The organism is Actinomadura rupiterrae (genome assembly GCF_024172125.1).
Lineage (GTDB): Bacteria > Actinomycetota > Actinomycetes > Streptosporangiales > Streptosporangiaceae > Spirillospora > Spirillospora rupiterrae.
Window position 1 is genome coordinate 424,729 of sequence record NZ_JAMZEA010000006.1, and the last position, 25,583, is coordinate 450,311.

The following is a 25,583-nucleotide window of genomic DNA, read 5'->3' on the forward strand; positions in this document are numbered from 1 at the left end:
CTTCCCGCGACCGGTCGTGTTCCGCCATTTCACGCACGTGGGTCTCCAGAGGACGAATGGATCGCGAAAACCGCCATGCCGAACGCACGATGACGTCGGATCTGGGACGGGAAATCGTCATACAGGCCGCGTCCTGCTGCCCCGCGACCGATCACCACCTTCAACTCTCCGCGCTTTGCGGTCAAGGTCGTCCCGCCTTTTCCAGCGCCATTCCCCGCTCCGCCGCTGTCCCGGCGACAGGACAGCCGGACCCGCTTGACGCCACTCGGCGAAAGGAGATCCACTCGGTTGTCGGCATACCGAGGAGCTGAGCGGAATGACGCATGTGAACGGCGGCGGCGACCGGCGGGACGACGCGGAGTGGCGGGTGGAGGTCGACGCGTCCACCTGCATCGGCTCGGGCATGTGCGAGAGCCTCGCGCCCGCCGCCTTCCGGCTCGCCGGCGCGCGGTCACGGCCGACGCGCGACCGGACGCGTCCGGACCGGGACGTGCTCGACGCGGCCGAGGCCTGCCCGGTGGAGGCGATCCTCGTCCGCGGTGCGGCCACCGGGGAGATTCTGGCCCCTGACATCGAGCGACGCCGCCGGTAACGGCTTCGGCGGACGGCGGGCGAAGCCGAAAAAAAATAGAAACCCCATGGATATCCGCGGTGGCATATGCCTAACGTTCCGGGAGAGGCTTCGACCAGCTCGGGTTTCACGGTCATCGGCACGCTTGTTTCCCGGTCATCGACAGGTGGCCGTCCGCCGGCGACGGCGATTTCATGCGGTCACGCGGAGAAGTGCGACACGGCGAACGCGAACGGTTCGGCCACGAGTAGGGTTGGAAGGTCAATCGGAATGAAGCAGCATGAGCATGTCGCCGAATCCGAGCCCATCACCGAGCGAATCGCGGGATGGGCGCGCAGGCGGCCGGACCTGCCTGCGGTCACGCACGGCGAACGAAGTCTGGGCTACGCCGAGCTGTACGGGAGCGCCGCCGCGCTCGCCTCCCGGCTCCGCGCCCGCGGCGTCGGGCGCGACACGCTGGTGCCGCTGTGGCTGGACCGCTCGCCCGAGCTCGTGGTGAGCGCCCTGGCGGTGCTGCTGGCCGGCGGCGCCTACGTCGGCATGGACACCGGCGAGCCGCCCGCCCGCGCCGGAGCGATCCTCGCCGACTGCGACGCCCCGGTGATCCTCACGACGCGGGCGCTCGCCGACCGGCTGCCGCCCGGCTCGCCCCCGGAGATCCTGGTCGACCTTGCCGCGGCACACGAGCCGACCGCCCTATCCGCGGCACACGAGCCGACCGAGCTACCCGCGTCGGACGACGCGACGGGCAAACCGGGCACCGCCGGTGGCGGCGACCTCTGCTACGTGACCTTCACCTCCGGCTCGACCGGCCGCCCCAAGGGCGTCCTGGTGGAGCACCGGGGTGTGGCCGACCTCGTCTCCTGGTACGTCGACACCTTCCGGGTGGCCCCCGGAGACCGGATGCCGCAGATCGCGCGCCCGTCGTTCGACGGGTGGGCGCTGGAGGTCTGGCCGTGCCTGGCCGGGGGCGCGACCCTGTGCATCGCCGAACGGCGGCTTCCCGACTCCCCGGACGACTTCGTCGACTGGCTAAGCGATCAGCGCGTGTCGGTGGCGTTCTTCACCACCGCGCTGGCGGTGCGGCTGCTGCAAGCCTCGTGGGATGGCCGTGGCGGATCGATGCGGGTGATGCTGCTCGGCGGTGAGAAGCTGCACGCGCCGCCGGCGGTGCACCCGCCGTTCCGGCTGTTCCACGTGTACAGGCCGACCGAGGCCACGATGCTGGCCACCTGCGGCGAGATCGAGCCCGGCGCCGACCGCGCGGTGCCGCCTCCCATCGGCCGTCCGCTGCCGGGCCTGACCGCGCACGTCCTGGACGAGCGGTTGCGTCCGGTGGCCGAGGGCGAGCCCGGCGAGCTGCACCTGAGCGGGACGGCCGTGGCCCGCGGCTACCTGAACCGGCCCGAGCAGACCGCGCGGAGCTTCCGCGACGACCCGTTCGCCGGCCGTCCCGGCGTCCGCATGTACGCCACCGGGGACCTGGTGAAGCGCCTGCCCGACGGGCGGCTGGCGTTCCTCGGCCGCACCGACGACCAGGTGAAGGTCCGCGGCTTCCGGATCGAACCCGGCGAGATCGAGAGCGCCCTGCTCGCCGTCCCCGGCGTCGCCCGCGCGGCCGTGGTGGCGCCCGAGCCCGAGGACGGGGAGACGCGGCGCCTCGTCGGGTACTGGGTCGCGGCCGAGGCGGACGCCCCGCCCGACGCCCGGACGCTGCGCGACCGCCTCGCCGCGGCGCTCCCGCAGTACATGGTCCCGCACGCGCTGGTCCGGCTGGACTCGCTGCCGCTCACCCCGCACGGCAAGACCGACCGGCGGGCCCTGGCCGCCCGGCCGCTCCCGGCGCCGTCCGCCGGCCGGACACCGCCCGGCGACGCGTCCGCCGGCGAGGAGGCCGCCGGCTTCGGCCCGACCGAGCGCCTGCTGGCCGAGCTGTGGGGCCGGGTCCTCGGGCAGCGGCCGACCAGCAGGGACGACAGCTTCTTCGATCTCGGCGGCGACTCCCTGCTGGCGATGCGGCTCGCCGCCGAGGCCAAGCGGCACGACCTGCACTTCGGCGCCGAGGACATGTTCGAGACCGACATCCTCGGCGAGCTGGCCGAGCTGCTGGACGAACGGGCCGGACGCGGCACCGCGGTGGCCGCCGCGACGGCCCCTGCCACCACGACGGGGGCGTCCCGGTGAGCGCGCGCACCCGCGTGGCGATGGTGGAGGTCCCGCTCTACCCGAACACGCTGCCCCTCGTGTCCGGCTACCTGCAGGCGTACGCCACCCGGGACGCCGCGATCGCACGGAGCCACGACTTCGTCATCCATTCGCGCCCGGTGGGCCATCCGGCCGAGAAGCTGGTGGCGGAGCTGGTCGCGCTCGATGCCGACGTCTACGCGATGAGCTGCTACCTGTGGAACATGCGGCGGTTCCAGACCGTCCTGGACGAGCTGCTGAAGGCCCGTCCCGAGGCCCGCTTCATCCTCGGCGGCCCGCAGGTGATGGACCACATCGCCGACTACGTGGCTCCCGGGCAGGAGAACGTGACCGTCGCGAACGGGGAGGGCGAGACCACCTTCGCCGCCTACCTGGAGCAGCTCGCGCGCCCCGAACCGGACCTGCGCCAGGTGCCCGGCGTGAGCTTCTGGCAGGACGGGACGCTGGTCACCACCGACAAGCCGGACCGGCTGCGCGACCTGGACGAGATCCCCTCGCCGTTCGCCGCCGGGATCTTCGACGGGGCGGACTACACCTTCGCCGTCGTGGAGACCAACCGGGGCTGCCCCTTCCGCTGCACCTACTGCTACTGGGGCGCCGCGACGAACGACAAGATCCACCGCTGGGGGCTCGACCGGGTCAAGCGCGACCTCACCTGGATCAGCGAGCACGGCGTCGAGAGCGTGTTCCTGGCCGACGCGAACTGGGGCGCGCTGCCCCGCGACGTCGAGCTGACCCGGCACCTGGTCGCGTGCCGGGAACGCACCGGCTACCCGCTGATGGTCAACATGCAGGCGGCCAAGAACCGGCCCGACCGGGTCACCGAGATCACCGAGATCCTCGTCGACGGCGGCATGCTGACCAGCCAGCCGGTCTCGCTGCAGACCGTGTCGCCGCAGGCGCTGCGGATGGTGGACAGGGCCAACATCAAGGAGTCCACCTACGTCGAGCTGCAGCGCAAGCTGCACGACAAGCAGATCAGCTCCTACACCGAGCTGATCTGGCCGCTCCCCGGGGAGACGCTGGACTCCTTCCGCGCCGGGATCGGGCGGCTGTGCCGGTCCGAGGCGGGCACGGTGGTCGTCTACCCCCAGCTCCTGCTACGGAACACCCCGATGGAGCGGCAGCGCGAGCAGTTGGGGATCGACACCGTGCGGGTCGCCGACGACGCGTCCGAGGCGGACCTGGTGGTCGGCACCAAGTGGGTGGACCGGGAGGAGTACGAGGAGGGCGTGTGGTTCTACTACGCCGTCATCACCCTGTACAACGCCCGCGCCCTCTACCACACCGCCGGTTACCTGGACGCGTCGGGCGCCTGCGACCACACCGCGTTCCTCACCGCGGCGGTGCGCTGGTTCCAGGAGCACACCGAGAACCCGCTGTGCCGCTTCTTCGCGCACTCGATCGCCGAGATGGACCAGTACGACCTCAACAACGTGGGCAAGGCCCTGCACCTGGCGATGCACCACCACCGGGCCGAGCTGGACACGCTGCTGATGGACTTCCTCCGGAACTCCCCCTGGTGGCGGGACCCGGTGGTGCGCGCCCTCGCCGAGATCGACCTGCTGGCCCGGCCGTACATCTACCGGGAGCCGGTGGCGCTGCCGCCCGTCCCGCTCCACGAGACGTCGGCCGAGCAGCTCGACCGCTACCGCGTGGAGGTCCGGATGCCCCTGTCCGTCCTGCCGCACCTGCGCGTTTCCGACCTGCCGGTTCCGGAGACCGGCGAGACGGCACTGCTGCGCCTGGACCATCGCGGACGCCGCAAGATGCCCTATCCGCGGCACCGCAGCATCGAGCACAACGCCGCGTACTGCCAGGCGATGATGAACCGGCTCCACGACATCATGCCGACGTGGACGGCGCCGACGCCGGTGGAGGCGCGCGATGCGCGATGAGATCCTCACGGACGAGCACCGGGCGTTCCGCGAGACGGTCCGCGCGTTCATCGAGAAGGAGATCTCCCCCCACTACCCGCGCTGGGAGGAGGAGGGCGCGGTCGACCGCGAGGTCTGGCGGGCCGCCGGGGCGGCGGGTCTCCTCGGCATGGACGTCCCCGAGGAGTACGGCGGCGGGGGCTCCACCGACTACCGGTTCCACGCCGTCCTGGCGGAGGAGCTGGCCCGCGCGGGCGCCTACGCGCCCTGCCTGCCGCTGCACAACGAGATCGTCGGCCCCTACCTGCGCACCCTGGCGACCCCGGAGCAGAAGGCGCGCTGGCTCCCCGGCTTCTGCGACGGCTCCCTGGTCACCGCCATCGCGATCACCGAGCCGGACGCCGGCAGCGACATCGGCGCCATGCGGACCGGCGCCGTCCGCGACGGGGACCGCTGGCTGCTCAACGGCGCCAAGACGTTCATCTCCAACGGCCACACCGCCGACCTGTTCCTCACGGTCGCGCGCACCCCGCCGGAGCGGGGCGGGACCCGGACCGCGTCCGCGAGCCTGTTCGTCGTGGAAGCCGACCGCGCCGGGTTCAGCCGCGGCCGCCGGATCGACAAGATCGGCATGAGCGCCCTCGACACCGCCGAGCTGTTCTTCCAGGACGTCGCGGTCCCCGCGGAGAACCTGCTGGGCGCCCCGGGACGCGCGTTCGGCCACCTCATGCGCAACCTTCCGCAGGAGCGCCTGTGGATCGCCGTCTCCGCGCTCGCCGCCGCCGAACGGGTCTTCGAGGACACCCTGGACTACTGCCGCGAACGCACCGTCTTCGGCCGGCCGATCGCGCGGCACCAGTACAACCGCTTCGTCCTCGCCGAGCTCGCCACCTCGCTCGCCGTGGCGCGCAGCCACTGCGACCGCGCCGTGCTCGCGCACACCGAGGGACGCCTCAGCGGCGAGGACGCGGCGATGGTCAAGTGGTGGAACACCGAGCTGTGCCAGAACGTCGTCAACCGCTGCCTGCAGCTGCACGGCGGGAACGGCGTCGTCCGCGGCTACCCCGTGGCCCGCGCCTACCTCGACACGAGGGTGCAGACGATCTACGGCGGCACCACCGAGGTCATGAAAGAGATCATCGCCCAGTCGCTGGTCTGAGCCCCGCCGACCGGCGGCCGAACCCCGCCGGCCGGCGGCCGACTCCGTTGGGAGCGCACTTCCGTCATGGCGCGATCGCATCCCTGGTACCTCGTGCTCCGGCGGTGCCCGGACCCGCGGCTCACGCTCTACGGCCTGCACTGCGCGGGCGGCGGGCCGTCCATGTTCCGGACGTGGGCGGACCACCTCCCCGAGGGCGTCGAGCTGCGCGCGGTGCGGCTGCCGGGTCGTCCCGGACGGCACCGGGAGGAGCCCTTCACCGACGTCGACCGGGCTGTAGAGGCGCTCTTGGACGGCCTCGGTCCCGAACTCGGCGGACGCTACGTCCTCGCCGGGCACAGCATGGGTGCGATGCTGGCCTACCGGCTGACGCACGAGCTGCGGCGGCGCGGCGCTCCCCTGCCGGTCCTGCTCGCGGTCATGTCGTGGCCGCCGCGCGGCGCCGCGCGGCGGGTCATGCCCGACCCGGACGACGACACGGCGTTCGCGTCCGACCTGCGCAGGATCGGCGGCGTCCCGGACGAGCTGTTCGCCGATCCGGTCATGCTGGAGCGCAGCCTTCCGGTGGTGCGGGCCGACTTCCGCCTCTGCCGCGGGTACGCCTACCGGGCTGTCGCCCCGCTGGACGTGCCGGTCATCGCCTTCAACGGCGACGCCGACACCGTGACACCACCCGGGACGCTGCGGGACTGGCACGCCGAGACCACCGACTTCCGCGGCCTGCACCTGTTCCCCGGCGGCCACTTCTTCCTCAACGACCACGCCCCCGCGCTCATCGACCTGATCGTCGAGGCGGCCGGGCACGCGGTCCCGCGGTGACCGCCGCCATGGCGGCCGGTACAGCGGCCCGCATGGCGGCCGTGGAACCGCTCGGCCGGGCCGGGCACGTGCTCGCCGCGTTGGGAGCCGTGCTGCTCGTCGCCGCAGCGGGCCGGTACGCCGCGCGCCGGAGCCGCCAGCCGGAGGTCATCGGCGAACTCGCCGCCGGGCTGCTCGCCGGCCCTGCCGTCCTGTGGCTGGCCGGCCGGCACGGCCTGGACATGCTGCTGCCGCGCGGGGTGCTCGCCGCGCTCAAGTTGGTGGGCGAGGCGGGACTGGTGCTGTTCCTGTGCGGCCTGGCGCACAAGCTGCGCACCGGGCCGTCCGCACCGGACCGGCGCACGGTGACGCGGGTGGTGGTGGGCGCGCTGCTACCGGCTCAGGCGGCGGGCGTCCTGCTCGCCGCCCTGGTGCTGGCTACCGGTGATCCCGCCGTGCGCGGCACCGCGCCGACCGGCGCGTTCGTCCTGATGCTCGCGGTCACCCTGTCGATCACCGCCGTGCCGGTGCTGGCCCGGATCCTGCTCGACCGCGGCCTCGCCGACACCCCGGTGGGCCGGGTCTCCCTGGCGTCGGGCATCGTGATCGACGCGCTGTCCTGGCCGCTGCTCACCGTCGCGATCGGGCTGGCGTCGGGATCCCGCTCGGGCTTCCTGCGGGCGATGGCGGTGCTGGCCTGCGGCCTCGCGGTGACGGTGCTGCTGCGCCGGGTCCTGGGCGGCGCGGCGGGGGACGCCTTGTGCCGGCGGGCTCCCCGGCTGGCGGCGCCGCTGATCGGCATCGTCGCCGTGGCCCTGGCGTGCGCCACCGAACGGCTCGGGCTGACGGCGATCGTCGGCGCGGCCCTGGCCGGGCTGGCGGTGCCGGCCGCCAAGCCGTGGAGCGCCGCGCTGGGCTCGGTGACGGCGGCGGGCCGGTCGCTGGTCCCGGTGTACTTCGTGGTCAGCGGCGTGGGCGCGGTCACGGCCGGGTTCGCCGCCGCCTCGCCCGCGCTCGTCCTCGCGGCGGTGGCGCTCGGCGTGGCGGGCAAGACGCTCGGCGGCTACGCGGGCGCGCGGCTCGGCGCGCAGTCGCGCTGGGACGCGCTGCGGGTCGGCGCGCTGATGAACACCCGCGGGCTCACCGAACTCATCGTGCTGCAGGCGGGCCGCAGCGCCGGGATCATCACGCCCGCGCTGTTCGCCGCGCTGGTCGTCATGGCGCTCGCGACCACCGCGATGACCGGACCGGCCCTCGCCCTGCTCGACCGCGCCGAGATGCGCCACCGGCCGCCTCCCGCCCGCCGCCGTCCGGACGCAGCGCTGCCGGACGGTGCGCTGCCGGACGCAGCGCTGTCCGACGGTGCGCTGCCGGACGGATCGCTGCTGGACGGACACACGACCCCGGAGTGACGAAATGATCGTTCTGAACGCCGACGACGTCCGCGCCCTGTACCCGATGAAGGAGTCGATCGAGGCCATGCGCGCCGCGCTCGGCCTGTTCAGCGCGCGGAAGGTCGTCCAGCCGCAGCGGCTCATGCTGCGTACCGGCGCCGACGCGTACGCGGTGATGCCGTCCTACGTGCCCGCCTCGGCCGACGTCCCGGACGCCGGTTTCGGCATCAAGATCGTCGCGATCAAACCCGGCAACCCCCGGCTCGGCCTGCCGCTGAACGCGGGGCTCGTCCTGGTCTTCGACGACCGGACCGGCCGTCCGGAGGCCCTGATGGACGGCACCGTCATCACCGCCGTCCGCACCGCCGCCGTCTCCGCGGTCGCGACCGACCTGCTCGCCCGCCCCGACGCGGACACCCTCGCCGTCCTCGGCGCCGGTGTCCAGGCCCGCAGCCACCTGGAGGCGATGGCCGCGGTCCGCCCGCTGACCCGCGCGACGGTCTGGTCCCGCGACGCGGCGAAGGCGCGCGCCTTCGCCGCGTCGCTCGACGGCCTCCCGTTCCCCGTCTCCGCGGCGTCCTCGGTCGCCGCTGCCACCGCAGACGCCGCGATCATCTGCACCGTGACCGGCAGCGCGGAACCCGTCCTGGCGGAGGCGCACGTCGCTCCCGGCACGCACATCAACGCGGTCGGCTCGTCCTTCCCCGACAAGCGCGAGCTGACCGGTGGGCTGGTCGCGCGCTGCTCGATCTTCGTGGACGGCCTGGACGCCGCCCTGGCCGAGGCGGGCGACCTCCGCGTCCCCATCGAACAGGGCCTGCTGGCGCCGCGGGACATCCGGGGGGAGGTGGGCGACATCCTGCTGGGCCGGATCACCGGACGCGCGCAGGCCGACGAGACGACCCTGTTCAAGTCGCTGGGCCTGGCCGTCGAGGACGCGCTCTCCGGCCTGCGCATCGCGCGCAGGGCCCGCGAACTCCACGTCGGCCAGGAGATCCCCTTCCCCTAGACCGCCCCCGACGCCCGGTAGCCGCGTCCGGGGACGCCGGCGCGCCCGTCCGACCACGGCGTGGCTCGGCGCTCGTGTTCTGGTCACTGGCTAGTACTTGACGTTATCTAGTACCTGCGACAGTCTGGGTGCTGTGACCTCCAGCCATGATCCGCAACTGCTCAAAGGTGTCCTGTCGCTACTGCTGCTGCACCTGCTGGCAGAGGAGGAGTCGTACGGGTACGAGGTGGCCCAGCGCCTGCAGGCCGCCGGCTTCGCCGACGTCCTGGAGGGCACGGTCTACCCCGCGCTGGCCCGCCTTGAGCGGGAGGGACGGCTGGCCACCCGGCTGGTCGCGTCCAGCAGCGGGCCCGCGCGCAAGTACTACCGGCTCACCGCGGCCGGGCACCAAGCCCTGGCCGACGGAACCGCCGGCTGGAGCCGGCACGTCGCCAGTGTCGACGCCGTCCTGAACCGGCCGCTGTCGGCAACTCCCCCCACAGCACCGCAGAGAGGTTCCTGACATGCCTCAGCACACCGTCACCTGGCTCGATCGGCTGCGCATCGAGTGGGTCGTCTGGTCGCTCGACCAGCGCCTCTACGACCTGCACCCGCGGGTCCGCGTCGCCCGGCGGCGCGAGGTCCGCGCCAACCTGCTGGAGGCGGCGATGGAGGTCGGCGCGGCGGAGGCGGTGCGCCGGATCGGCAACGCCCGGACCCTCGCGGAGGGCTTCCGGGCCGCCGAACGTGGCGATGGCCCCCGCTACTCCTGGATCGCCGCGACGACCTTCCTACTCACCGCCCCGCTGCTGTTCAACTTCTTCCTCGACGAGGCCGCGAAGGCCTACCAGCAGGCGATCACCGCCACCAGCCCGCACTCGGACGGCACCTACATCTGGAGCGGCATCGCCTGGCTGCAAAGCTCGGTCACCATCGTCGTCCACCATGGCGAGGCCACCCGCAGCGGCGGAGCCTGGACGCCCCTCGACTACGTCCTGCTGCTGGTCGGCGCGATCGCCTGCGGCCGCCTTTGGCGGGCCCTCCCCCGCCGCAGTAACACAGCCGCCTGATAACGGCACGGCCTGTGGTGTGGAGGCCGTGCTGCCGACCGACGGGATGGTCTACCTCCGGACCAGCATCGGAATCGGCGCGCTGACACACAGCCACTGAAGCGTCCGAATAGAACGTCGCTTATTGGGTGTGGTGGCCCAGGTGGCGTAGGGCGGCGTTGAGGCAGTGCTGGAGGTGGCCGGCGTCGGGGGCGATGGCGGTGAGGAGCACTCCCGGGCCGGGAAGCGGCGTGATGACGCCTTGGGCCGGTGGGGTGTCGAGGTGGTGGGGCTCGGGTGGGTGGTCTTCGTAGGCGGGGTCGATGATGAGGAGCTGGCCGGTGGCGCGGTTGCCGGCGAGGACGGCGGGGCCGTCCCAGCCCTGGGCGCCGGGGCCGTAGGTGTTGTGCTGGTCCAGGAGCGTCCGGCCGTCGCGGCGCAGGGTGATGCGGGTGCTGAGGCGCCCTGGGGGTTCGTGGGGCCGTCCGAGGATCTGCTGCTCGCTCAGGACGAGGCGGGCGGTGGGGGCCAGGTCGATGCGGATGCGTTGGCGCAGGTCGCTTCCGGCGGCGGAGATGAGGGGTTCGGGTAGCCAGTGCAGGCGTGCGTGGTCGGCCACGCGCAGGGTCAGGTCGTGGGTGGCGTGGACGGGGACGGGCCCGGGCAGCGCGATGGTGGCGGCGGCGGTGATGACGTGCAGGTCGGCGCCGGGGCCGACGGTGACCTCGGTGTGCAGGCGGTCGCCGTTGTGCGGGGCGCTCATGGTGTTCAGGACGCAGACGCGTGCCTGGGTGCCGCGCGAGCGCAGGCGGCGCAGGGAGAACGGGCCGTCGCCGTCCAGGAGCGGAAGGTCGGTGGCGCCGCCGGCCGACTCGGCGGTGATGCGGGCGGTGGCATGCAGGCCGTAGGCGCCGTGCGGGGTCGGGGCGGTGTCCGGCGGAGGGTGGACGGGGGGCGCCGCAGTCATGCGCGGTTGGTGTGGTCGGCGAGGCGAGCGTGGTCGGCGGGGCGGGCTTGGTCGGCGAGGTGGGCGTGGTCGGCGAGGCGGGCGCGGATCCAGTCGGCGACGGGGTCGATGCCCTGGTCGGTCCTGATGCTGGTGAGGATGACGGGCAGGGTGCCGCGGGCGGCCCTGGCGTCGCGTTCCATCGCGTCCAGGTCGGCGCCGACGTGCGGGGCGAGATCGGTCTTGTTGATGATCAGGAGGTCGGCGGTGGTGACGCCGGGGCCGCCCTTGCGGGGGATGTCGTCGCCCCCGGCGGTGTCGATGATGAAGATCTGGTGGTCGACCAGGCCCTTGGAGAAGGTGGCGGTGAGGTTGTCGCCGCCGGATTCGATCAGGACCAGGTCGAGGGGGTCGAGGCGTTCCTGGAGGTCTTCGACGGCTTCGAGGTTGGCGGAGATGTCGTCGCGGATGGCGGTGTGCGGGCAGGCGCCGGTCTCCACGGCGGTGATCCGTTCGTCGGGCAGCACCGCCTGGCGGCGCAGGGCCTCGGCGTCCTCGCGCGTGTAGATGTCGTTGGTGATGACGGCGATGGACAGGGTGTCGCGCAGCCGCCTGCACAGCGCGGCGACGGTGGCGGTCTTGCCCGACCCCACCGGCCCGCCCAGCCCGATGCGCACGGGACGGCGGCGTCCGCCGGAGAGGGCGGCAGCGGAAGGGGGGATGAGGTCGGCGTGGACCGGGTCGGTGTGGTGCAGGTGCATGGCGCCTTCCAAAGTGGCGGTCCGGATGGGCGGACAAGCAGGGACGTGTCAGCTGGCGAACAGGCGCACCGGCCAGGTCGCGTGCTGTTCGGCGGTGATGTCCAGCAGCGGCGCGGACGCGGCGGGGAGTGCGTCGACGCCGTCCACCGGTAGTCGCGCGGCGTGCTCGCTGGCCTGGGCAGCGGTGTGTTCGATGGCGCCGCTGAGGCGGGCCAGGACGGCGGTGGCCTGGAAGGGGTCCAGGCCCAGCAGGCGGACCGCGGCGTTCACCGGCCCGCAGACGCTGTCGTAGGCGGCGGCTTGGGCGGCGTCCTGCGGGGACAGACCGGCGGTGCGCGCGACCAGGCCGAGCACGACGGGATGATGCGCACCCGCCGGACGCGCCGCCGCGAGCCGGTCCAGGTCAGGGCTGGGCCAGACGGCGCGGGCGGCGCGCATCAGCTGCCGGCCGAGCCTGCGCGCGACCTGGCGCAGCGCCGGGGAGGGGGTGCGGGCGTCGGCGGCGTCGTCCAGGAGGAGCGGGTCGTGCCCGCTCGCCGCCGCGGCGGCCAGGGCCGCGGCGACCAGGCCGGCGGTGGAGAGGCGTCCCCGGCAGAACTCCTCCAGGGACGCGGTGTCGTGGACGCGCCCGGCCGCGATGGCGGCCTCGGCCCCGCCGGAGTGCGCGTGGCCTCCGGCGGGGAAGCGCCCGTCACTCAAGATCAGCAAGGACACCGGGCTCACCATGCCTCCAGGACGACGGGGACCGACACGGGTCAGAAGAGTCAGAAGAGTCAGAACAGGAAGTACCGCTGGGCCATCGGGAGCTCGTCGCGGTACTCCGGGGCGACGGTTTCCTGGCCGACCTGCACGCTGACGTCTCCGGTCCGGTCGTCCTGACGGCTGGCCCCGCCGCTGCCCTCGACCGTGACGGTGAAGCTGTCGGGGTCGACGTCGATGCGCGGCAGGGCGTCGTTCTCGCGCATGTCGGCCTTACCCAGGCCGCGCGTGCTGGTGATCTCCTCGAACGGTTTGTGCAGCCCGGGGACCTCGCCGTCGAACCATCCGGAGACGAAGTTGACCGAGTTCCCGCCGGGCGCGCGCCCGAGCGCGCCGAACATGCGGCGCGGCAGGACCGGCTGCGGGGTCGGGATGGAGGCGTTGGCGTCACCGACCTGCGCGTAGGCGATCTGCCCTCCCTTGATCACCAGGTAGGGCTTGACGCCGAAGAACGCCGGTTCCCACAGCACCAGGTCGGCGAGCTTGCCGGTCTCCACCGAGCCGACCTTGTGGCCGATGCCGTGGGCGATGGCCGGGTTGATGGTGTACTTGGCGACGTAGCGGCGGGCCCGCAGGTTGTCGGCGGCCCCGTCGCCGTCCAGCGGGCCGCGCTGCCGCTTCATCACGTGCGCGGTCTGCCAGGTCCGCAGGATCACCTCGCCGATGCGTCCCATCGCCTGGGCGTCGGACGACATGATCGAGATGGCGCCCATGTCGTGCAGCACGTCCTCGGCGGCCATCGTGGACGGCCGGATCCGCGAGTCGGCGAAGGCCAGGTCCTCGGTGACCTTCGGGTTGAGGTGGTGGCAGACCATCAGCATGTCGATGTGCTCGGTCACGGTGTTGACCGTCAGCGGGCGGGTCGGGTTGGTGGAGGCGGGCAGCACCCTGGGGTGGGACGCCATCTCGATCATGTCCGGGGCGTGTCCGCCGCCCGCGCCCTCCACGTGGAAGGCGTGGACGCAGCGGTCGCCGACGGCCTCCAGCGTGCTCTGCAGGAAACCGGCCTCGTTCAGCGTGTCGGCGTGGATCGCCAGCTGCGCGCCGGATTCCTCGCACACCTCCAGGCAGGCGTTGAGGACGGCCGGGGTGGCGCCCCAGTCCTCGTGCACCTTGAACCCGAGGACGCCCGCGCGCAGCTGGTCGCGCATGGACTCCTTGGACATCGTGGCGCCCTGGCCGAGCAGCCCGATGTTGACCGGGGAGCCGTCCAGCGCGGCCAGCAGCGAGGCGACGTGCCACCGTCCCGGTGTGACCGTGGTGGCCTTGCTCCCCTCGGCCGGGCCCGTCCCGCCGCCGATGAGCGTGGTGACGCCGGACCCGAGCGCCACGTCGAGCTGCTCGGGGCAGATGAAGTGGACGTGGGTGTCCACCCCGCCGGCGGTGAGGATCTTGCCGTTGCCTGCGACGATCTCGGTCTCCGGACCGATCACGATGTCGGTGGCGACCGGGTGGTCGTCATGGCGCCGGTTCATCGTCTCGGGGTTGTAGGCCTTCCCCAGCGCGACGATGTGCCCGTCCCGCAGCGCCACGTCGGCCTTGACGACCCCCCAGTGGTCCAGGACCACCACGCCGGTGATCACGGTGTCGGGAGCGCCGTCGGCGCGCGCCACCCGGGACTGGCCCATCGACTCGCGGATCACCTTGCCGCCGCCGAACACCACCTCGTCGCCGCTGTGCCCCGGACCGCCCGCCCAGTCCTCACTGACCTCGATCCGCAGGTCGGTGTCGGCGAGCCGGATCCGGTCGCCGGTGGTCGGCCCGTACAGGTCGGCGTACTCGGCGCGCTCCAGCCGCGGACGGCCTCCATCCGGCTCAGTCATCCAGCGCGCCCCCGACCGTCCCGCGCAGCCCCGCCACGACCCGCTCGCCCTGCAACGGGACGAGATCGACCTCGACGCGGCACCCCGTCTCGAAGCGCCGCGACTTGCCGGCGGGGATGTTCAGGCGCTTGCCGTAGGCGCACCCGCGGTCGGGCTCGGCGTCCGCGGCCCCCGGCACCGGACGGATCTCCAGCGCCGGATTCACCTCGTAGAAGTGGTAGTGCGAGCCGACCTGCACCGCCCGGTCCCCGCTGTTGCGGACCTCGACCCGCGTCACCGGCAGCCCCTCGTTGATCAGCACCGGCTCGGCCGCGTGCTCGACATGGCCGGGCCCTGCGACGTCGTCCCGGGCGGGGATGGGGTCGGTGATGGTCACCAGCTTGGTGCCGTCCGGGAACGTCGCCTCCACCTGGACCGTCTCGATCATCTCCGGGACGCCCTCCATCACGTCCTCGCGGGTGAGCACGCCCCGCCCCGACGACATCAGCTCCCGCACCGTCCTGCCGTCCCTGGCCCCCTCCAGCACATGGACGGTCAGCAGCGCCATCGCCTCGGGATAGTTCAGCCGCAGCCCCCGGGCCCGCCGCTTGGCGGCCACCTCGGCGGCCACATGGATCAGCAGCCGCTCCTGCTCGTGATGGGTCAGATGCACGATCGTCCTCCTCCAGCCCACCCGCGGACACCCCGCCGGGTCCCCCACGAGGCGAGCGTCACCGGCGTCCCCGGGCCCGCTTCGAACTCCACCACCCCAACGCGGCTCCTCGCTCACGAACTCCCACAGAAAGCAAGAAGACCGGAGCCCGCCGCAAATGAATTACACAAATAGAGTGTTAAAAGCATGTAACGGCCGCGTTTAACCTGCAAGACGCTTTTTGCATACCCGCCTCGAAGCCCGCGATGACAGCGACAGCCAGTGCCGTTTCGCTGCACTCAGGCGCCGTCTATGGGGGTGTCGTCAGAGGTAGTCCCGCCAGAACGGCACGGTGGCTTGGGGCGCCCAGTCCTCGGGATGCTCGGGACGGGGTCCTTCGAACTCCTGGTTGATGTAGTCGAGCAGGTCAGCGCCGTAATAGATGATGTCGCTGCCCCACATCGACAAGACCGGGTGGCCGAAGCCGCCGTGACCTGCGGGCAAGAACCTATGCCCGTAGACGGGAACCATCCTCGGCACCCCATCCAGCTGCGACCGCGCCAGGTCAACGGCCGCTTCGCCGGAATCCGGCCGCTCGCCCCAGGCATCTTGCCAATGCCCGTGCTCGACGTCCCGAAGCAGGGCGTCGATCGGCCAGTCAAGGCGCTGGCGAAGTTCGTCGGGGTCGCCGTTGCGCCAGTCCGGCCATGGCCTCTCCCACGCGTAACCAACGCCCGGCTCCTCTTCCCGTGGTTCGTGGACCGGCAGGCCCGCAGCGAGGAAGGCCCGGTGGTCGTCGGCGAACTCGAACCCGTACTCGCGCTCGATGCGAGCGACCTCTGCGTCGGTCAGGCCTGCCTCGATCACGCAGCAGCCAAGTTGGGCCAAGCGATGCGCGGCCAACCTTCCGAGCTGAGCCCCTCCTTCGGCGATCACGCCCGAACCGTACCGCGGCCGCCCCAGCAGAACCGATCGCTACAGGGACGCTTGTGAATCAGGTGGAGGGAACTGCGGGACGCCCCTTGCCCCCGCCAGATCGGCGCCGCGCGCCTCGCGCAGGTCCGCGCCGGACAGGTCCGCACTGCTCAGGTCCGCGCCGTGCAGGTTCGCGTTGCGCATGGCCGCGCGGCGCAGGTTCGTGCCGATCAGGTCGGCACCGCTCAGATCGGCGTCGGCCAGATCCGTGCTCGTCAGGTTCGCGTCGTTCAGATATGCGCCACTCAGATCCGCGCTGGCCAGTTTCGCGCCGCTGAGGTCCGCGCCACGCAGATCCGCGCCGCGCATACTCGCATGGCTCAGGCTTGCGCCGCGCAGGTTCGCGCCGCTCAACACTGCGCGGCTCAGGTCCGCGCCGCGCAATGTGGCATCGCGCAGATCCGCGGTGAGCAGGGTGGCGTCGCGCAGATCGATGATGGCGTGGTCGGGGTCGCGACGTCCCAGGACGGTAAGGGCGGCCTGCAGGTCGGGCCGCAGGCGACCGACCGCATCGGGGTCGTCCTGGAGATGGTCGGGTGCGACAGGCGCGTTGGCGTCGTTGTCGTGGGAGTGCTCGCGGACGAACGCGGCCAGCACCTCGACGATGGTGGGGTGGTCGCGGGCGGAGTCGGCGGCGATGCGTTCAAGGGCGTAGATGCCGCCGATGCGGATGTCGAGCCTGTCGGAGCCGATCTGCTCGATGGCCTTGGTGTACCGCTCGGTCACCTGTCCCTGCTCGGTCAGTTCGGCCGTCTGGCGGGCCGCCTGCTCGCTGTGGGCTAGGGCGCGGCGGGCAGTGGTGGCGTTGTGCGCGGTGTAGTAGATCGCCACCGTGGCCAGCACCCCGGTCAGCACGCCCAGAGCCTGACCGCGGATGGAGCTGAGCGCGTCCGCCCGGTCCTTGGCTGACAGGTCCTTGTCGTGAATGCCGTCGAGATGGTGCAGCACCCACGCCGCGCCCGGCCCGGCCACCACCCACACCGCGCCCACCACCGCCACGGCCGCCAACAGCCCGCCGACGGCCGTGGCCACCACGGGAAGGCGCGCTCTCCACCACGGTCGGGTCGTCGCCTCCGCCGGATCGCCAGCGCCAGGCTGTCGCATCATCGCCACGTTTCTGAGACGCCCGGCACGGGTCGCACGGATGCACCCGCCGAGAGATCGTTTCCTCGAACGCTGGGGCATCTGGGCAGCGTCCCCGTGGAGTGGCGTCGGACGGCGGGGCGGCGTAGGTGAACCGGAGTTCGGTCCGGGACGTGCCTTGCAGTGACCGCCGCGACACCAGGGGAGATCATGCGAGTTCAGCGCATTGTCGGCGCCTCATTGGTGGCGGGTCTGATCGGAGTAGGCGGGATCGTCCTGGCCGACGGCGCTGCCGCCTCCGACCTGACCTGTCATGACACCGCCGGACGCTCGTACCTGCCGGGAGATCAGGTCAGCGTCGGAGGACGCGTTCTGGAATGCCGGCTCGGGCAGACCGCCGACGGGAGTTCCGCCTGGGTGGACATCGGTCCGGCCCTCGAAGGCTGGGCGCCGCCGTCCCACAACCCGCCCGCGCCGCTGGAACCCTGACCGGAGCCGTAATGAAGGTGCGACTCCGGCGGGACGAGTCCGCCGGAGTCGCTTTGGTTCGTCAGGTGATGGTGAGGACGGCCTTTCCCTGGATAGTGCGGTCCTGGAGCGCGGTGATGGCCTCGGGGAGCTGCGTCCAGTCCTTGACCAGGCCGAGTTCCGGCTTCACTTTGCCGGACGCGACGAGGTCGACCAGCAGTCGCAGATCGGGTCCGGCGGGCTGGGGCTGCGCGTAGGACAGGTAGCTGAGCAGGCGGGCGCCCTCGTGGCCGCCGACGAAGTCGTAGATGTCGATCCCGGTCTTCTCGCCGCTGCTGGTGCCGAGGAGGACGACCGTGCCGTCCGGAGCGATCTTGGTGATCGCACCGGCGAGTTCCTGCCCGCCGACCGACTCCAGGACGAGCTCGAACGTGCCGGTCGCGTCCGCCACGTCGGGCACGACGGCGGCCGCTCCGATCCGGGTCAGCCGATCCGCGGCGTCCGGACGGGCGACGGCCGTCACCTCCGCACCGCTCAACGCGGCCAGCGCGACCTGGAATCCGCCGACACCGCCGCCGGCGCCCGTGACCAGGACCCGGCGGCCCAGGACGCTGCCGCCCAAGCGCAACGTCCGCAATGCCGTCAGCCCTGCCATGGGGAGCGACGCGGCCTGCTCCATCTCGACCGCGTCCGGCACCGTGGCCAGGCGCGATGTCGGCACGGCGGCCAGCTCCGCCCAGCCGCCCTCGTCGACGATCGCCACCACGCGATCGCCGTGCTTCGGCCCGGTCCCGTCGGCGGCGGCCTCGACCACGACGCCGGCGACGTCCTGGCCCGGACGCCAGTCCTGCTTCCGGCGCGCGAGCAGCGCCAGCTCACCGCGGTTGATCGAGAACGCGCGGACGGCGACCAGCGCCTCGTCCTCGCGCGGCGCGGGATCGGGCACTTCGCGAATGACCGTTCCATCCGGGGTGTTCACCACTGATCTCATGCGCTGTATTCCACGCCGGGGAATCCACCGGCATCAACGCGATGTTGCGATGTGCAGGTATCAGGATCGGTGATCGATGCGGGGTGTCCGTGGAACTGCGCCAGCTCGAATACTTCGTCGCCGTCGCCGAGGAACTCCACTTCGGGCGCGCGGCCGAGCGCCTGCACGTCGGGCAGCCCGCGGTGAGCCAGCAACTCGCCCGGCTCGAACGCGAACTCGGCGTCGAGCTGGTCGAACGCACCTCCCGCCGCGTGCGGCTGACCGCAGCGGGCCACCGCCTGCTGCCCGCCTCCCGGACGGCCCTCCTCGCCATCGACCGGCTGCGTGACCTCGCCCGCGAACCGGCCGACCAGGTGACCGGCACGCTTCGCCTCGGCACGAGCGAAGGGCTCGGCGAAAGGCTCGACCGCGTCCTGGAACAACTGTCGCGCGTCGCGCCTCGACTACAGATCCAACTGGTAAGCCTGCCTTTCTCCCAGCGAATCGCCGCCGTCCGCGAAGAACGGCTCGACGCGGCCTTCGTCCGGCCCGCGATCACCGACCCTGATGGGAACCTCGAACAATTCCCGGTCTGGACCGAACCGCTCGTCGCGGCCCTCCCAGCGACTCACCCTTTGGCCGCTCGTCCGGCGATCCAGCTCAAGCAGATCGCGCGGCTGCCCTTGCGTCTGACGGCCCGCGAGACGAACCCGCGATTCCACGACCTCATCACCACGGGCCTGGAACGCGCCGGCATCGAGCCGTCCTGGGGCAACCCGATCGACGCGGTACACGACGCACTAAGCGAAATCGGATCAGGCGCCCCGGCCTGGAGCGTGCTTTACGCATCCGCCGCCGAACAACTCTCCATCCGGCGCATCGCCTTCCGCAGGCTGGACCTGCCCCACGCCCAAACCGCACTCATCACCAAGGCAGGTCACGGCCCCGCCCTGAAAACCCTGATCGACACCTGCCTCGCCGTCGCCTGAACCACCGCAGGAATTCCGCTTCGAAAACGCCCCACTATCGGTTACGGGTGAACAGCTGCGACGTCGCGCTGTGCAAGTCGTTCAGGGCGGCCAGCGCATGACGTGCAAGCCCGTCCACGTCATCGTCCTTGCTCTCGGACCACTGGGCGTAGCCCCGCTTGAACGCGAGGACGCCCAGCTCGGCGGCGAGGTGCGCGACCGCGTCCGGAACCCCGCGGGCAACGAGCGCGGTCGTCATCGCGGCCACAAGCCCGACGCTCTTGAGGGCGTCCCGCTCCTGGAGCTTGGTGCTGACCGCAACGGCCGCCTTGATCCGGACGCCGAGCTCCTGGTTGCCCGGCCCCGGCGGTCCTGTTCCGCCTCGCCCTGGAGTCCGCGCCCGGCGGGACGGTGTGGCACGCGGTCGCCGACGAGGGCGATGCGGTACCGGACATCACGCAGGTCATCGGCCAGCGACTCGGACGCCCCGGGAGGTGACGTGGTGTCGCTGGTTGATGCGGTAGGTGGGAGCGGTCGGTATGGGGACTCTGTGGGGGGCGGCTCTTCCGTACTGGTCGGTAGTGGATCATGCTCGGGCCGTTCGTGATCACCCCCCACCGAAGGAAGCCACGCATGAGACGCAACGGCATCGTGCCCGCCGGGCACCGCAGACCACGGTTCGGGCAGAGGATCGGGGTCGTGGCCACCGGTGTGGCGCTCGTCCTGTCCGGGACGGGCGTGGCTCAGGCGGCGCAGGCGGAACGGTCCAAGCCCGCGGCGCCGCGCTGGGAGGCGGTGGGGCCGGACTCGCTTGGCGGGTCGCTGGGGCTGTCGGCGTCCAAGCCCAACGAGATCGCCGTCATGACGGACGCGCCGCAGCTGCTCTGGCTGTCGGACGATCGCGGCGGGCACTGGCGGCTGCGCGACACGGTGCCGCGGACGGGCGGGGCGGCGCGCGCGTTCGTCGTCGATCCGCGCGACTCGCGGCGCATGTACCTGCTGGTGTCCAAGCAGGTGGGGTTCGGGGTCTACGAGGGGTGGCTGCTGCGCAGCACCGACCGGGGCGCGAGCTGGAAGACGCTGCGCCACGACACCAAGGACGGGCCGCTCCAGCTCGCCGTGTCCGGGCGGACGGTCGTCACCGAGGGCCTCGACACGATCGGGGTCAGCACCGACGGCGGCGACCACTGGCGGCAGATCGCGCGGCCGTGGGCGCGCGGTTCGATGGCGGCTCCGATGCTCAGGCACCAGCTCGCCCTGGTCGGCGGCGACCTGTTCGCCACGACGGTCTCCCCCGGGCAGGACCTTTGGGTCATCAAGGGGATCGGCGGGGCGTCGCCGGTGCCGCAGCGGCTCGGGAAGCCGGGGCGGCAGGCGGTGGACGAGGTCGCCGCGACGCGGTGGGGCGTGGTGGTGACGGCGGGGCACGCGCTGTACGGCACGTCCGACCGCGGGAGGACCTGGCGCCTGCTGCTGGGTGACAAGGCCGACTACCTCTACGGGCCGCAGATCTTCGGCGACCAGGTGTTCGTGACCACCGCCGGCAAGGTCTACGCGAGCCGGGACCGGGGCCGCACCTTCGCGCATTGGAACGTGCCGATCTCCGGTCAGGGCGTGGGCGAGGTCGCGCCGATGCCGGGCAAGCCGGGCACGACGCTGGTGTCGGACGGCTACCACGGCGTGTTCACCACCACCAACGGCCGCACCTACCGGCCGCTCGGGGTGCCGAGCGAGACCGCCGCGCACCTGGTCACGACCCGCGACCGGCAAGGCCGCACGCTGCTGGTCTCCGCCGGGATCTGGGACCTGTTCCACACGCCGCTGCCCACCGGCCGGGTCACCCCCGCCACCCGCCGCTGGACCCGCGTCACCTCCGACCAGCTGCACGCCCACCCGAGGATCGCGGTGTCGTCGCGCTCGCCCCGGACGGTGTGGCGTGCCGAGGAGAACGGCCTGTCCACCGGGATCTACCGCAGCGGCGACGGCGCCGTGACCTGGTCCAAGCCGGCCTTCATCAACGACGGCGGCGCGCCGTTCGACCTGCTCGTCCACCCGGCCGACCCGCGCCGGGTGTCGGTGCTGTTCCACTCGCTCGACGGCTGGGGCATCCGCGGCACCGACGACGAGGGCGCGACGTGGTGGACGGCCCAGCTCCCCGACGCGCCGTACACCTCCCTGGCCGGGGACCCGCGCGACCCGCGGCGCGTGTGGCTGGGCAGCCGCAAGGGCCTGCTGCGCTCGGACGACGGCGGACGGACGTTCACGTCGGTCAGCGGCGCTGCCACCGCCCAGGTGTTCGTCGACCCCCGCGACCCGCGGCGCGTCCTGGCCGGGGAGTCCGAGCTGCGGCTGAGCACCGACGGCGGAGCGCACTTCCGGACCGTCCAGCCGAGTGCGAACGGCATCCTGAAGCAGGTGGTCGCCGACCCGCGCCGTCCGCGGACGCTGTACGCCGCCTGGTCCGGCAACGCGCGCACCGGCGTGTGGCGCAGCGACGACGCCGGAGCCACCTGGCACGACATCAGCCGCGGCCTGGTGAGCCCGTCCACCTCGTCCCTCACCGTCAGCCCGGACGGCCGCTGGCTGTTCGCAGGGACGAACTTCACCGGAGTCCAGCGCCTCCGCCTCAACTAGGCGAGCCGGGCGGGCGGCGGCGCGAGCGTTGTCCCCCGTGCGAGCTACCTGAAGGTGTCCACCACGCGGTGATGATTCCGGATGCGGTCGGTCCCTAGCGTTCTCGGGGTGATCGCGGCCCTACGCGGAGTTCGCGTGAACGGTCATCAGGTCGTCCGCCGGAGGAATCGATGTTCCGCAAGATGAAGTCGTCCGCTGTGATCGCGGTGTGCTGCGCCGTCGCCGCCGCCGGGCTCGCCGGGTGCAAGGACGGGGACGACCGGGATCCGCTCGCCGCCGGCAATGGGAAAGGCGACGTGGAAGCCTTCACCGGAACCAAGAAGATCGGCATCGGTGGCAAGGCGGTGAACGTCTCCTGCTCGGGGACGGCGGCGAAGCGCTCGCCCGTCGTGGTCCTGCTGCACGGAGGCGGCGACGGGCTGGACAAGATGGCCGCGCTGCAGAAGTCGCTGAGCAAGCAGCACCGGGTCTGCTCCTACGACCGGCTCGGTGCCGGCGGAAGCGCCCAACCGGACGGTCCGCAGGATTTCGCCGCCACTGGCAAAGTCCTGACCGGGGTGCTGGCCCGGTTGGCCGGCAATGCCCCGGTCGTGCTGGCCGGGCACTCGCTCGGCGGGCTGATCGCCGCCCGGTACGCGCCCGAGCACCGCGACAAGGTGAAGGGGCTGGTCCTGATGGACGCGACCCCGGCCACGATGATCGCCGACATCAGCAGGGTGATCCCCGCGTCCGCCACCGGGCCCGCGGCCCAGGTCCGCGCGCAGAACCTGGCGATCTTCCAGGGCCAGAACCCGGAGAAGCTGGTCATCGTGGACGGGAAGGTCGGCTCGGCCGGGGACATTCCGGTGGAGGTGCTCAAGCACGGCAAGCAGTACCTCGGGGCGATCCCCACCTACGGGCCGCGGCTGGAGCAGGCCTGGTCGGCGGGGCAGCGCAGGTGGCTCGGGCTGTCCGGCCGCAGCCGGCTGACCACCGCCGCCGGCAGCGGGCACTACATCTACCTGGAGCGCCCGGACCTGGTGGTGTCGGCGGTCCAGGAGGTCACCGCGCAGGCCGCCCGTTGACGGGCTCCCCTCGCCCGGTGATCGACTTTCGCGGGGTGGTCGGCCGGTGGCGGCGCTCCGGCGTCATCGTCCGCGATCTTCCGGCGGCGCTGCTGCTGTTCGCGGGGTCGCTGCTCCCGGCGTTGCACGGCCACGGGACCAGGCTCGGCGACGTTCCGGAACGCCCGCTGGACGCCCTGGCAGTGGCGGCGGTCGCGCTGGAGTGCCTGCCACTTGCGGTTCGCCGTCGGTGGCCGACCGCCTGCCTGGCGCTGGTATCGGCCGGTTTCGCCCTCGACCAGTTGCGCGGGTACCACGAGCTTGCCGGGACGGGCCTGGCGCTCGCGATGGTGAGTTCGGGCGCCCATCTGGAACGGCATCGGCGCGCCACGTTGGTCGTCCTGGCGGTGGCGTTCGTGCCCTTGGCGGTCGCGCTGGACCGTCCGGGCGGCAGCGAGCGCCCCGCCGGTTACGCGATGTTCCTCGTGGCGCTGGCGCTCGCGTGGGGAGTCGGGGCCTGGTGGCGCTCGGCCCGGACGGCCGAAGCCGAACGCCGCCACCGGGTGGCCGAGGCGAGCCGCGCCGCCGAACGCGCCCGCATCGCCCGCGAGCTCCACGACGTCGTCACCCACCACGTCACGGCGATGGTCGTCCAGGCCGAGGCGGCCCGCTACCTGACCGCCGCACCCGACCGGCTCGACACGGCGCTGGACGCCATCACCGGCACCGGCCGGCGGGCCATCAGCGACCTGCGCCACCTGCTCGACCTGCTCGATCCCGACCACGAGGACGGGACGGCCCCGCCGCCGGGCGACCTGGGCGCGCTCGTCGAGCAGACGCGGCAGGCCGGCCAGCCGGTGGAGTTCACTCAGGAGGGCGAACCGGCCGCGCCGTCGGGCAGCGCCGAGTCGGTCGCGTTCAGGGTCGTCCAGGAGGCCCTGACGAACGCGCTCAAGCACGCGCACGGCAGCCCCACCGTGGTCGAGGTCCGCTTCGGCGAACGGGAGATCAGCGTGGCGGTCGGCACGGACGGACCGGGCACAAGAACCGCGTCGCCCGGAGCGGATGGACCGAGAGCACGGACCGCGGCGGTCGGCGGAAGTGGTCGCGGCCTGGCCGGGCTCCGCGACCGGGTCGAGGCCCTGGGCGGCGAGTTCGGCGCCGGAGCGCGGGCGGGCGGCGGTTTCGCCGTCCGGGCGCGCATCCCGGCGGGGAGCCCGTCGTGACCGTCCCGGTCCGCGTCCTGGTCTGCGACGACCAGGCGCTGGTCCGCACCGGCTTCGCCACCATCATCGACGCCCAGCCCGACCTGGAGGTGGTGGGCGAGTGCGGGGACGGGCGCGCCGCGGTCGAGCTGGCCCGCCGCCTGACCCCGGACATCGTCGTGATGGACGTGCGGATGCCGGTGCTCGACGGCATCGCGGCCACCCGCCTGCTTGCCGGGGCGGGGGTTGCCGATCCGGTCAAGGTTCTCGTGGTGACGACGTTCAACCTGGACGCCTACGTGTACGAGGCGCTGCGCGCGGGCGCGAGCGGGTTCCTGCTGAAGGACGCTCCGCCCGCCCAGCTCCTTCACGGCATCCGCACGGTCGCGTCCGGCGCGGCGCTGCTCGCGCCCGAGGTGACGCGGCGGCTCGTCGGAAGGTACGCGGCGCGGATCCGGCCCGCCGAAAGCGGCTCCGACCGCGTCCCGCTGACCCCTCGGGAGCTGGAGGTGCTGCGCCTCATCGCCGACGGCCTGTCCAACGGCGAGATCGCCGCGGCGCTGACCCTCAGCCCCGAGACCGTCAAGACCTACGTCTCGCGCATCCTCACCAAGCTCGACCTCCGCGACCGCGTCCAGGCCGTCGTCTACGCCTACCGCAACGGCCTCGCCACCTGACCACCCGGGCCGTGATGCCGCGTCCCGCGTCCCGCGTCCCGCGTCCGCGGCCGCTGACGTTGGACGCCCTGGAGGCGAGCCTCTCCCCCGGCCAACTTGCCCGCCTCGACGCGGCCGGCGCGATCGACCTCGGCCTCAGTCCGGCTGCGGTGCGTACTGCGCGATGCCGTGGCCGAGAGACCAGTTCTCCGGCGGCACTTCCACGAGGTTGATGAACACGTCTTCGGGGCGCACGCCGGGGTTCGCCTGCAAGTGTTCGACGATGCGCAGGTAGAACGCCTTCTTCTGGGCGAGGTCGCGCGTGTTGTTGGCGGTGATCCGGATGATGACCGCCTCGTCGCTCCGCTCGACGCCGCAGTAGGTGGGGCTGACGTCGAAGGTGCTCGCGTCGTGCTCGGTGATCGTCATGAAGCGGTCGTCCTCCGGCACGTCGAAGGTCTCGCGCATGGCGCGGTAGACGCCGTCGAAGAGGGCCTGGTGGTACTCGGCGGACTTGCCGCGCCGCAATGACACTTGGACCAAGGGCATGGTCGGGCTCCGTTCCTCCGGACGGTCCGGAGCCTAGCCAGCCCTTGATCAGTCAAAAAAGTGATCTTAGG

25 protein-coding genes are annotated in these 25,583 nt (G+C 72.4%); 15 read left to right on the plus strand and 10 right to left on the minus strand.

Annotated elements, in window-relative coordinates; translation table 11 throughout:
- The first annotated feature begins 316 nt into the window (after nt 1-316).
- The 9 genes from FHU30_RS22855 (at nt 317) to FHU30_RS22895 (ending at nt 10,062) form a co-directional block, all read left to right on the plus strand.
- Nucleotides 317-592, plus strand: coding sequence for a ferredoxin (locus FHU30_RS22855; protein WP_253878593.1), 276 nt, complete (start codon nt 317-319; stop codon nt 590-592).
- 249 nt (nt 593-841) lie between these two features.
- The gene (locus FHU30_RS22860) at nt 842-2,755 is read left to right on the plus strand and encodes a non-ribosomal peptide synthetase (RefSeq protein ID WP_253878594.1); all 1,914 of its coding nucleotides are present in this window, start codon (nt 842-844) and stop codon (nt 2,753-2,755) included.
- Entirely contained in the window at nt 2,752-4,674 is a 1,923-nt protein-coding gene (locus tag FHU30_RS22865) for a B12-binding domain-containing radical SAM protein (protein ID WP_253878595.1), read from the plus strand. Before FHU30_RS22860 ends, FHU30_RS22865 begins: the two co-directional genes overlap by 4 nt.
- Nucleotides 4,664-5,812: an acyl-CoA dehydrogenase family protein gene (locus FHU30_RS22870; protein WP_253878596.1), complete on the plus strand. Its 1,149-nt coding sequence runs from the start codon at nt 4,664-4,666 to the stop codon at nt 5,810-5,812. Before FHU30_RS22865 ends, FHU30_RS22870 begins: the two co-directional genes overlap by 11 nt.
- 66 nt (nt 5,813-5,878) lie before the next feature.
- Complete coding sequence (locus tag FHU30_RS22875; protein WP_253878597.1) at nt 5,879-6,631, plus strand: thioesterase II family protein; 753 nt, start codon at nt 5,879-5,881, stop codon at nt 6,629-6,631.
- 32 nt (nt 6,632-6,663) lie between these two features.
- Nucleotides 6,664-8,022, plus strand: coding sequence for a cation:proton antiporter (locus FHU30_RS22880; protein WP_253878598.1), 1,359 nt, complete (start codon nt 6,664-6,666; stop codon nt 8,020-8,022).
- A 4-nt stretch (nt 8,023-8,026) separates the two neighbouring features.
- The gene (locus FHU30_RS22885) at nt 8,027-9,013 is read left to right on the plus strand and encodes an ornithine cyclodeaminase family protein (RefSeq protein ID WP_253878599.1); all 987 of its coding nucleotides are present in this window, start codon (nt 8,027-8,029) and stop codon (nt 9,011-9,013) included.
- 133 nt (nt 9,014-9,146) lie between these two features.
- On the plus strand, nt 9,147-9,515 hold the full coding sequence (locus FHU30_RS22890; protein WP_253878600.1) for a PadR family transcriptional regulator: 369 nt from the start codon (nt 9,147-9,149) through the stop codon (nt 9,513-9,515).
- Nucleotide 9,516: 1 nt separating this feature from the next.
- Entirely contained in the window at nt 9,517-10,062 is a 546-nt protein-coding gene (locus tag FHU30_RS22895) for a hypothetical protein (RefSeq protein ID WP_253878601.1), read from the plus strand.
- Between the two features lie 121 nt (nt 10,063-10,183).
- On the opposite strand, the gene FHU30_RS22900 is transcribed toward FHU30_RS22895, so the two are convergent.
- From FHU30_RS22900 to FHU30_RS22930, 7 genes are all read right to left on the minus strand, one after another.
- Nucleotides 10,184-11,008: an urease accessory protein UreD gene (locus tag FHU30_RS22900; protein WP_253878602.1), complete on the minus strand. Its 825-nt coding sequence runs from the start codon at nt 11,006-11,008 to the stop codon at nt 10,184-10,186.
- Nucleotides 11,005-11,748: an urease accessory protein UreG gene (gene ureG / locus FHU30_RS22905; RefSeq protein WP_253878603.1), complete on the minus strand. Its 744-nt coding sequence runs from the start codon at nt 11,746-11,748 to the stop codon at nt 11,005-11,007. Before ureG ends, FHU30_RS22900 begins: the two co-directional genes overlap by 4 nt.
- A 48-nt stretch (nt 11,749-11,796) precedes the next feature.
- Nucleotides 11,797-12,462, minus strand: coding sequence for an urease accessory protein UreF (locus FHU30_RS22910; RefSeq protein WP_253878604.1), 666 nt, complete (start codon nt 12,460-12,462; stop codon nt 11,797-11,799).
- A 59-nt stretch (nt 12,463-12,521) separates the two neighbouring features.
- Nucleotides 12,522-14,330 (minus strand): urease subunit alpha, encoded by a 1,809-nt coding sequence (locus tag FHU30_RS22915; RefSeq protein ID WP_253878605.1) that lies wholly within the window; start codon nt 14,328-14,330, stop codon nt 12,522-12,524.
- Nucleotides 14,323-14,982, minus strand: coding sequence for an urease subunit gamma (locus tag FHU30_RS22920; protein WP_253878606.1), 660 nt, complete (start codon nt 14,980-14,982; stop codon nt 14,323-14,325). The genes FHU30_RS22915 and FHU30_RS22920 overlap by 8 nt, the downstream gene beginning before the upstream one ends.
- Nucleotides 14,983-15,285: 303 nt before the next feature.
- A complete protein-coding gene (locus FHU30_RS22925) occupies nt 15,286-15,897 on the minus strand; it encodes a hypothetical protein (protein WP_253878607.1) in 612 nt (203 codons plus the stop codon).
- Between the two features lie 39 nt (nt 15,898-15,936).
- The gene (locus FHU30_RS22930) at nt 15,937-16,968 is read right to left on the minus strand and encodes a pentapeptide repeat-containing protein (RefSeq protein ID WP_253878608.1); all 1,032 of its coding nucleotides are present in this window, start codon (nt 16,966-16,968) and stop codon (nt 15,937-15,939) included.
- 261 nt (nt 16,969-17,229) lie between these two features.
- Here FHU30_RS22930 and FHU30_RS22935 point away from each other — a divergent pair, with 261 nt between their 5' ends.
- Entirely contained in the window at nt 17,230-17,508 is a 279-nt protein-coding gene (locus FHU30_RS22935; protein WP_253878609.1) for a hypothetical protein, read from the plus strand.
- A 61-nt stretch (nt 17,509-17,569) separates the two neighbouring features.
- Here FHU30_RS22935 and FHU30_RS22940 read toward each other — a convergent pair whose 3' ends face one another.
- Entirely contained in the window at nt 17,570-18,478 is a 909-nt protein-coding gene (locus FHU30_RS22940; protein WP_253878610.1) for a zinc-binding dehydrogenase, read from the minus strand.
- 83 nt (nt 18,479-18,561) lie between these two features.
- Between FHU30_RS22940 and FHU30_RS22945 the strand changes: the two genes are divergently transcribed.
- Nucleotides 18,562-19,446, plus strand: a complete 885-nt coding sequence (locus tag FHU30_RS22945; RefSeq protein WP_253878611.1) for a LysR family transcriptional regulator — start codon at nt 18,562-18,564, stop codon at nt 19,444-19,446.
- A gap of 34 nt (nt 19,447-19,480) precedes the next feature.
- On the opposite strand, the gene FHU30_RS22950 is transcribed toward FHU30_RS22945, so the two are convergent.
- Nucleotides 19,481-19,693: a hypothetical protein gene (locus tag FHU30_RS22950; protein ID WP_253878612.1), complete on the minus strand. Its 213-nt coding sequence runs from the start codon at nt 19,691-19,693 to the stop codon at nt 19,481-19,483.
- A 365-nt stretch (nt 19,694-20,058) separates the two neighbouring features.
- Between FHU30_RS22950 and FHU30_RS22955 the strand changes: the two genes are divergently transcribed.
- The 4 genes from FHU30_RS22955 (at nt 20,059) to FHU30_RS22970 (ending at nt 24,984) form a co-directional block, all read left to right on the plus strand.
- Nucleotides 20,059-22,059, plus strand: coding sequence for a beta propeller repeat protein (locus FHU30_RS22955; protein ID WP_253878613.1), 2,001 nt, complete (start codon nt 20,059-20,061; stop codon nt 22,057-22,059).
- Nucleotides 22,060-22,241: 182 nt separating this feature from the next.
- Nucleotides 22,242-23,123: an alpha/beta fold hydrolase gene (locus FHU30_RS22960; protein WP_253878614.1), complete on the plus strand. Its 882-nt coding sequence runs from the start codon at nt 22,242-22,244 to the stop codon at nt 23,121-23,123.
- A gap of 17 nt (nt 23,124-23,140) precedes the next feature.
- On the plus strand, nt 23,141-24,328 hold the full coding sequence (locus FHU30_RS22965) for a sensor histidine kinase (protein WP_253878615.1): 1,188 nt from the start codon (nt 23,141-23,143) through the stop codon (nt 24,326-24,328).
- A complete protein-coding gene (locus tag FHU30_RS22970; protein ID WP_253878616.1) occupies nt 24,325-24,984 on the plus strand; it encodes a response regulator in 660 nt (219 codons plus the stop codon). Before FHU30_RS22965 ends, FHU30_RS22970 begins: the two co-directional genes overlap by 4 nt.
- A 135-nt stretch (nt 24,985-25,119) precedes the next feature.
- Here the strand turns inward: FHU30_RS22970 and FHU30_RS22975 are convergent, their stop codons facing one another.
- On the minus strand, nt 25,120-25,512 hold the full coding sequence (locus FHU30_RS22975) for a tautomerase family protein (RefSeq protein WP_253878617.1): 393 nt from the start codon (nt 25,510-25,512) through the stop codon (nt 25,120-25,122).
- Nucleotides 25,513-25,583: the final 71 nt, after the last annotated feature.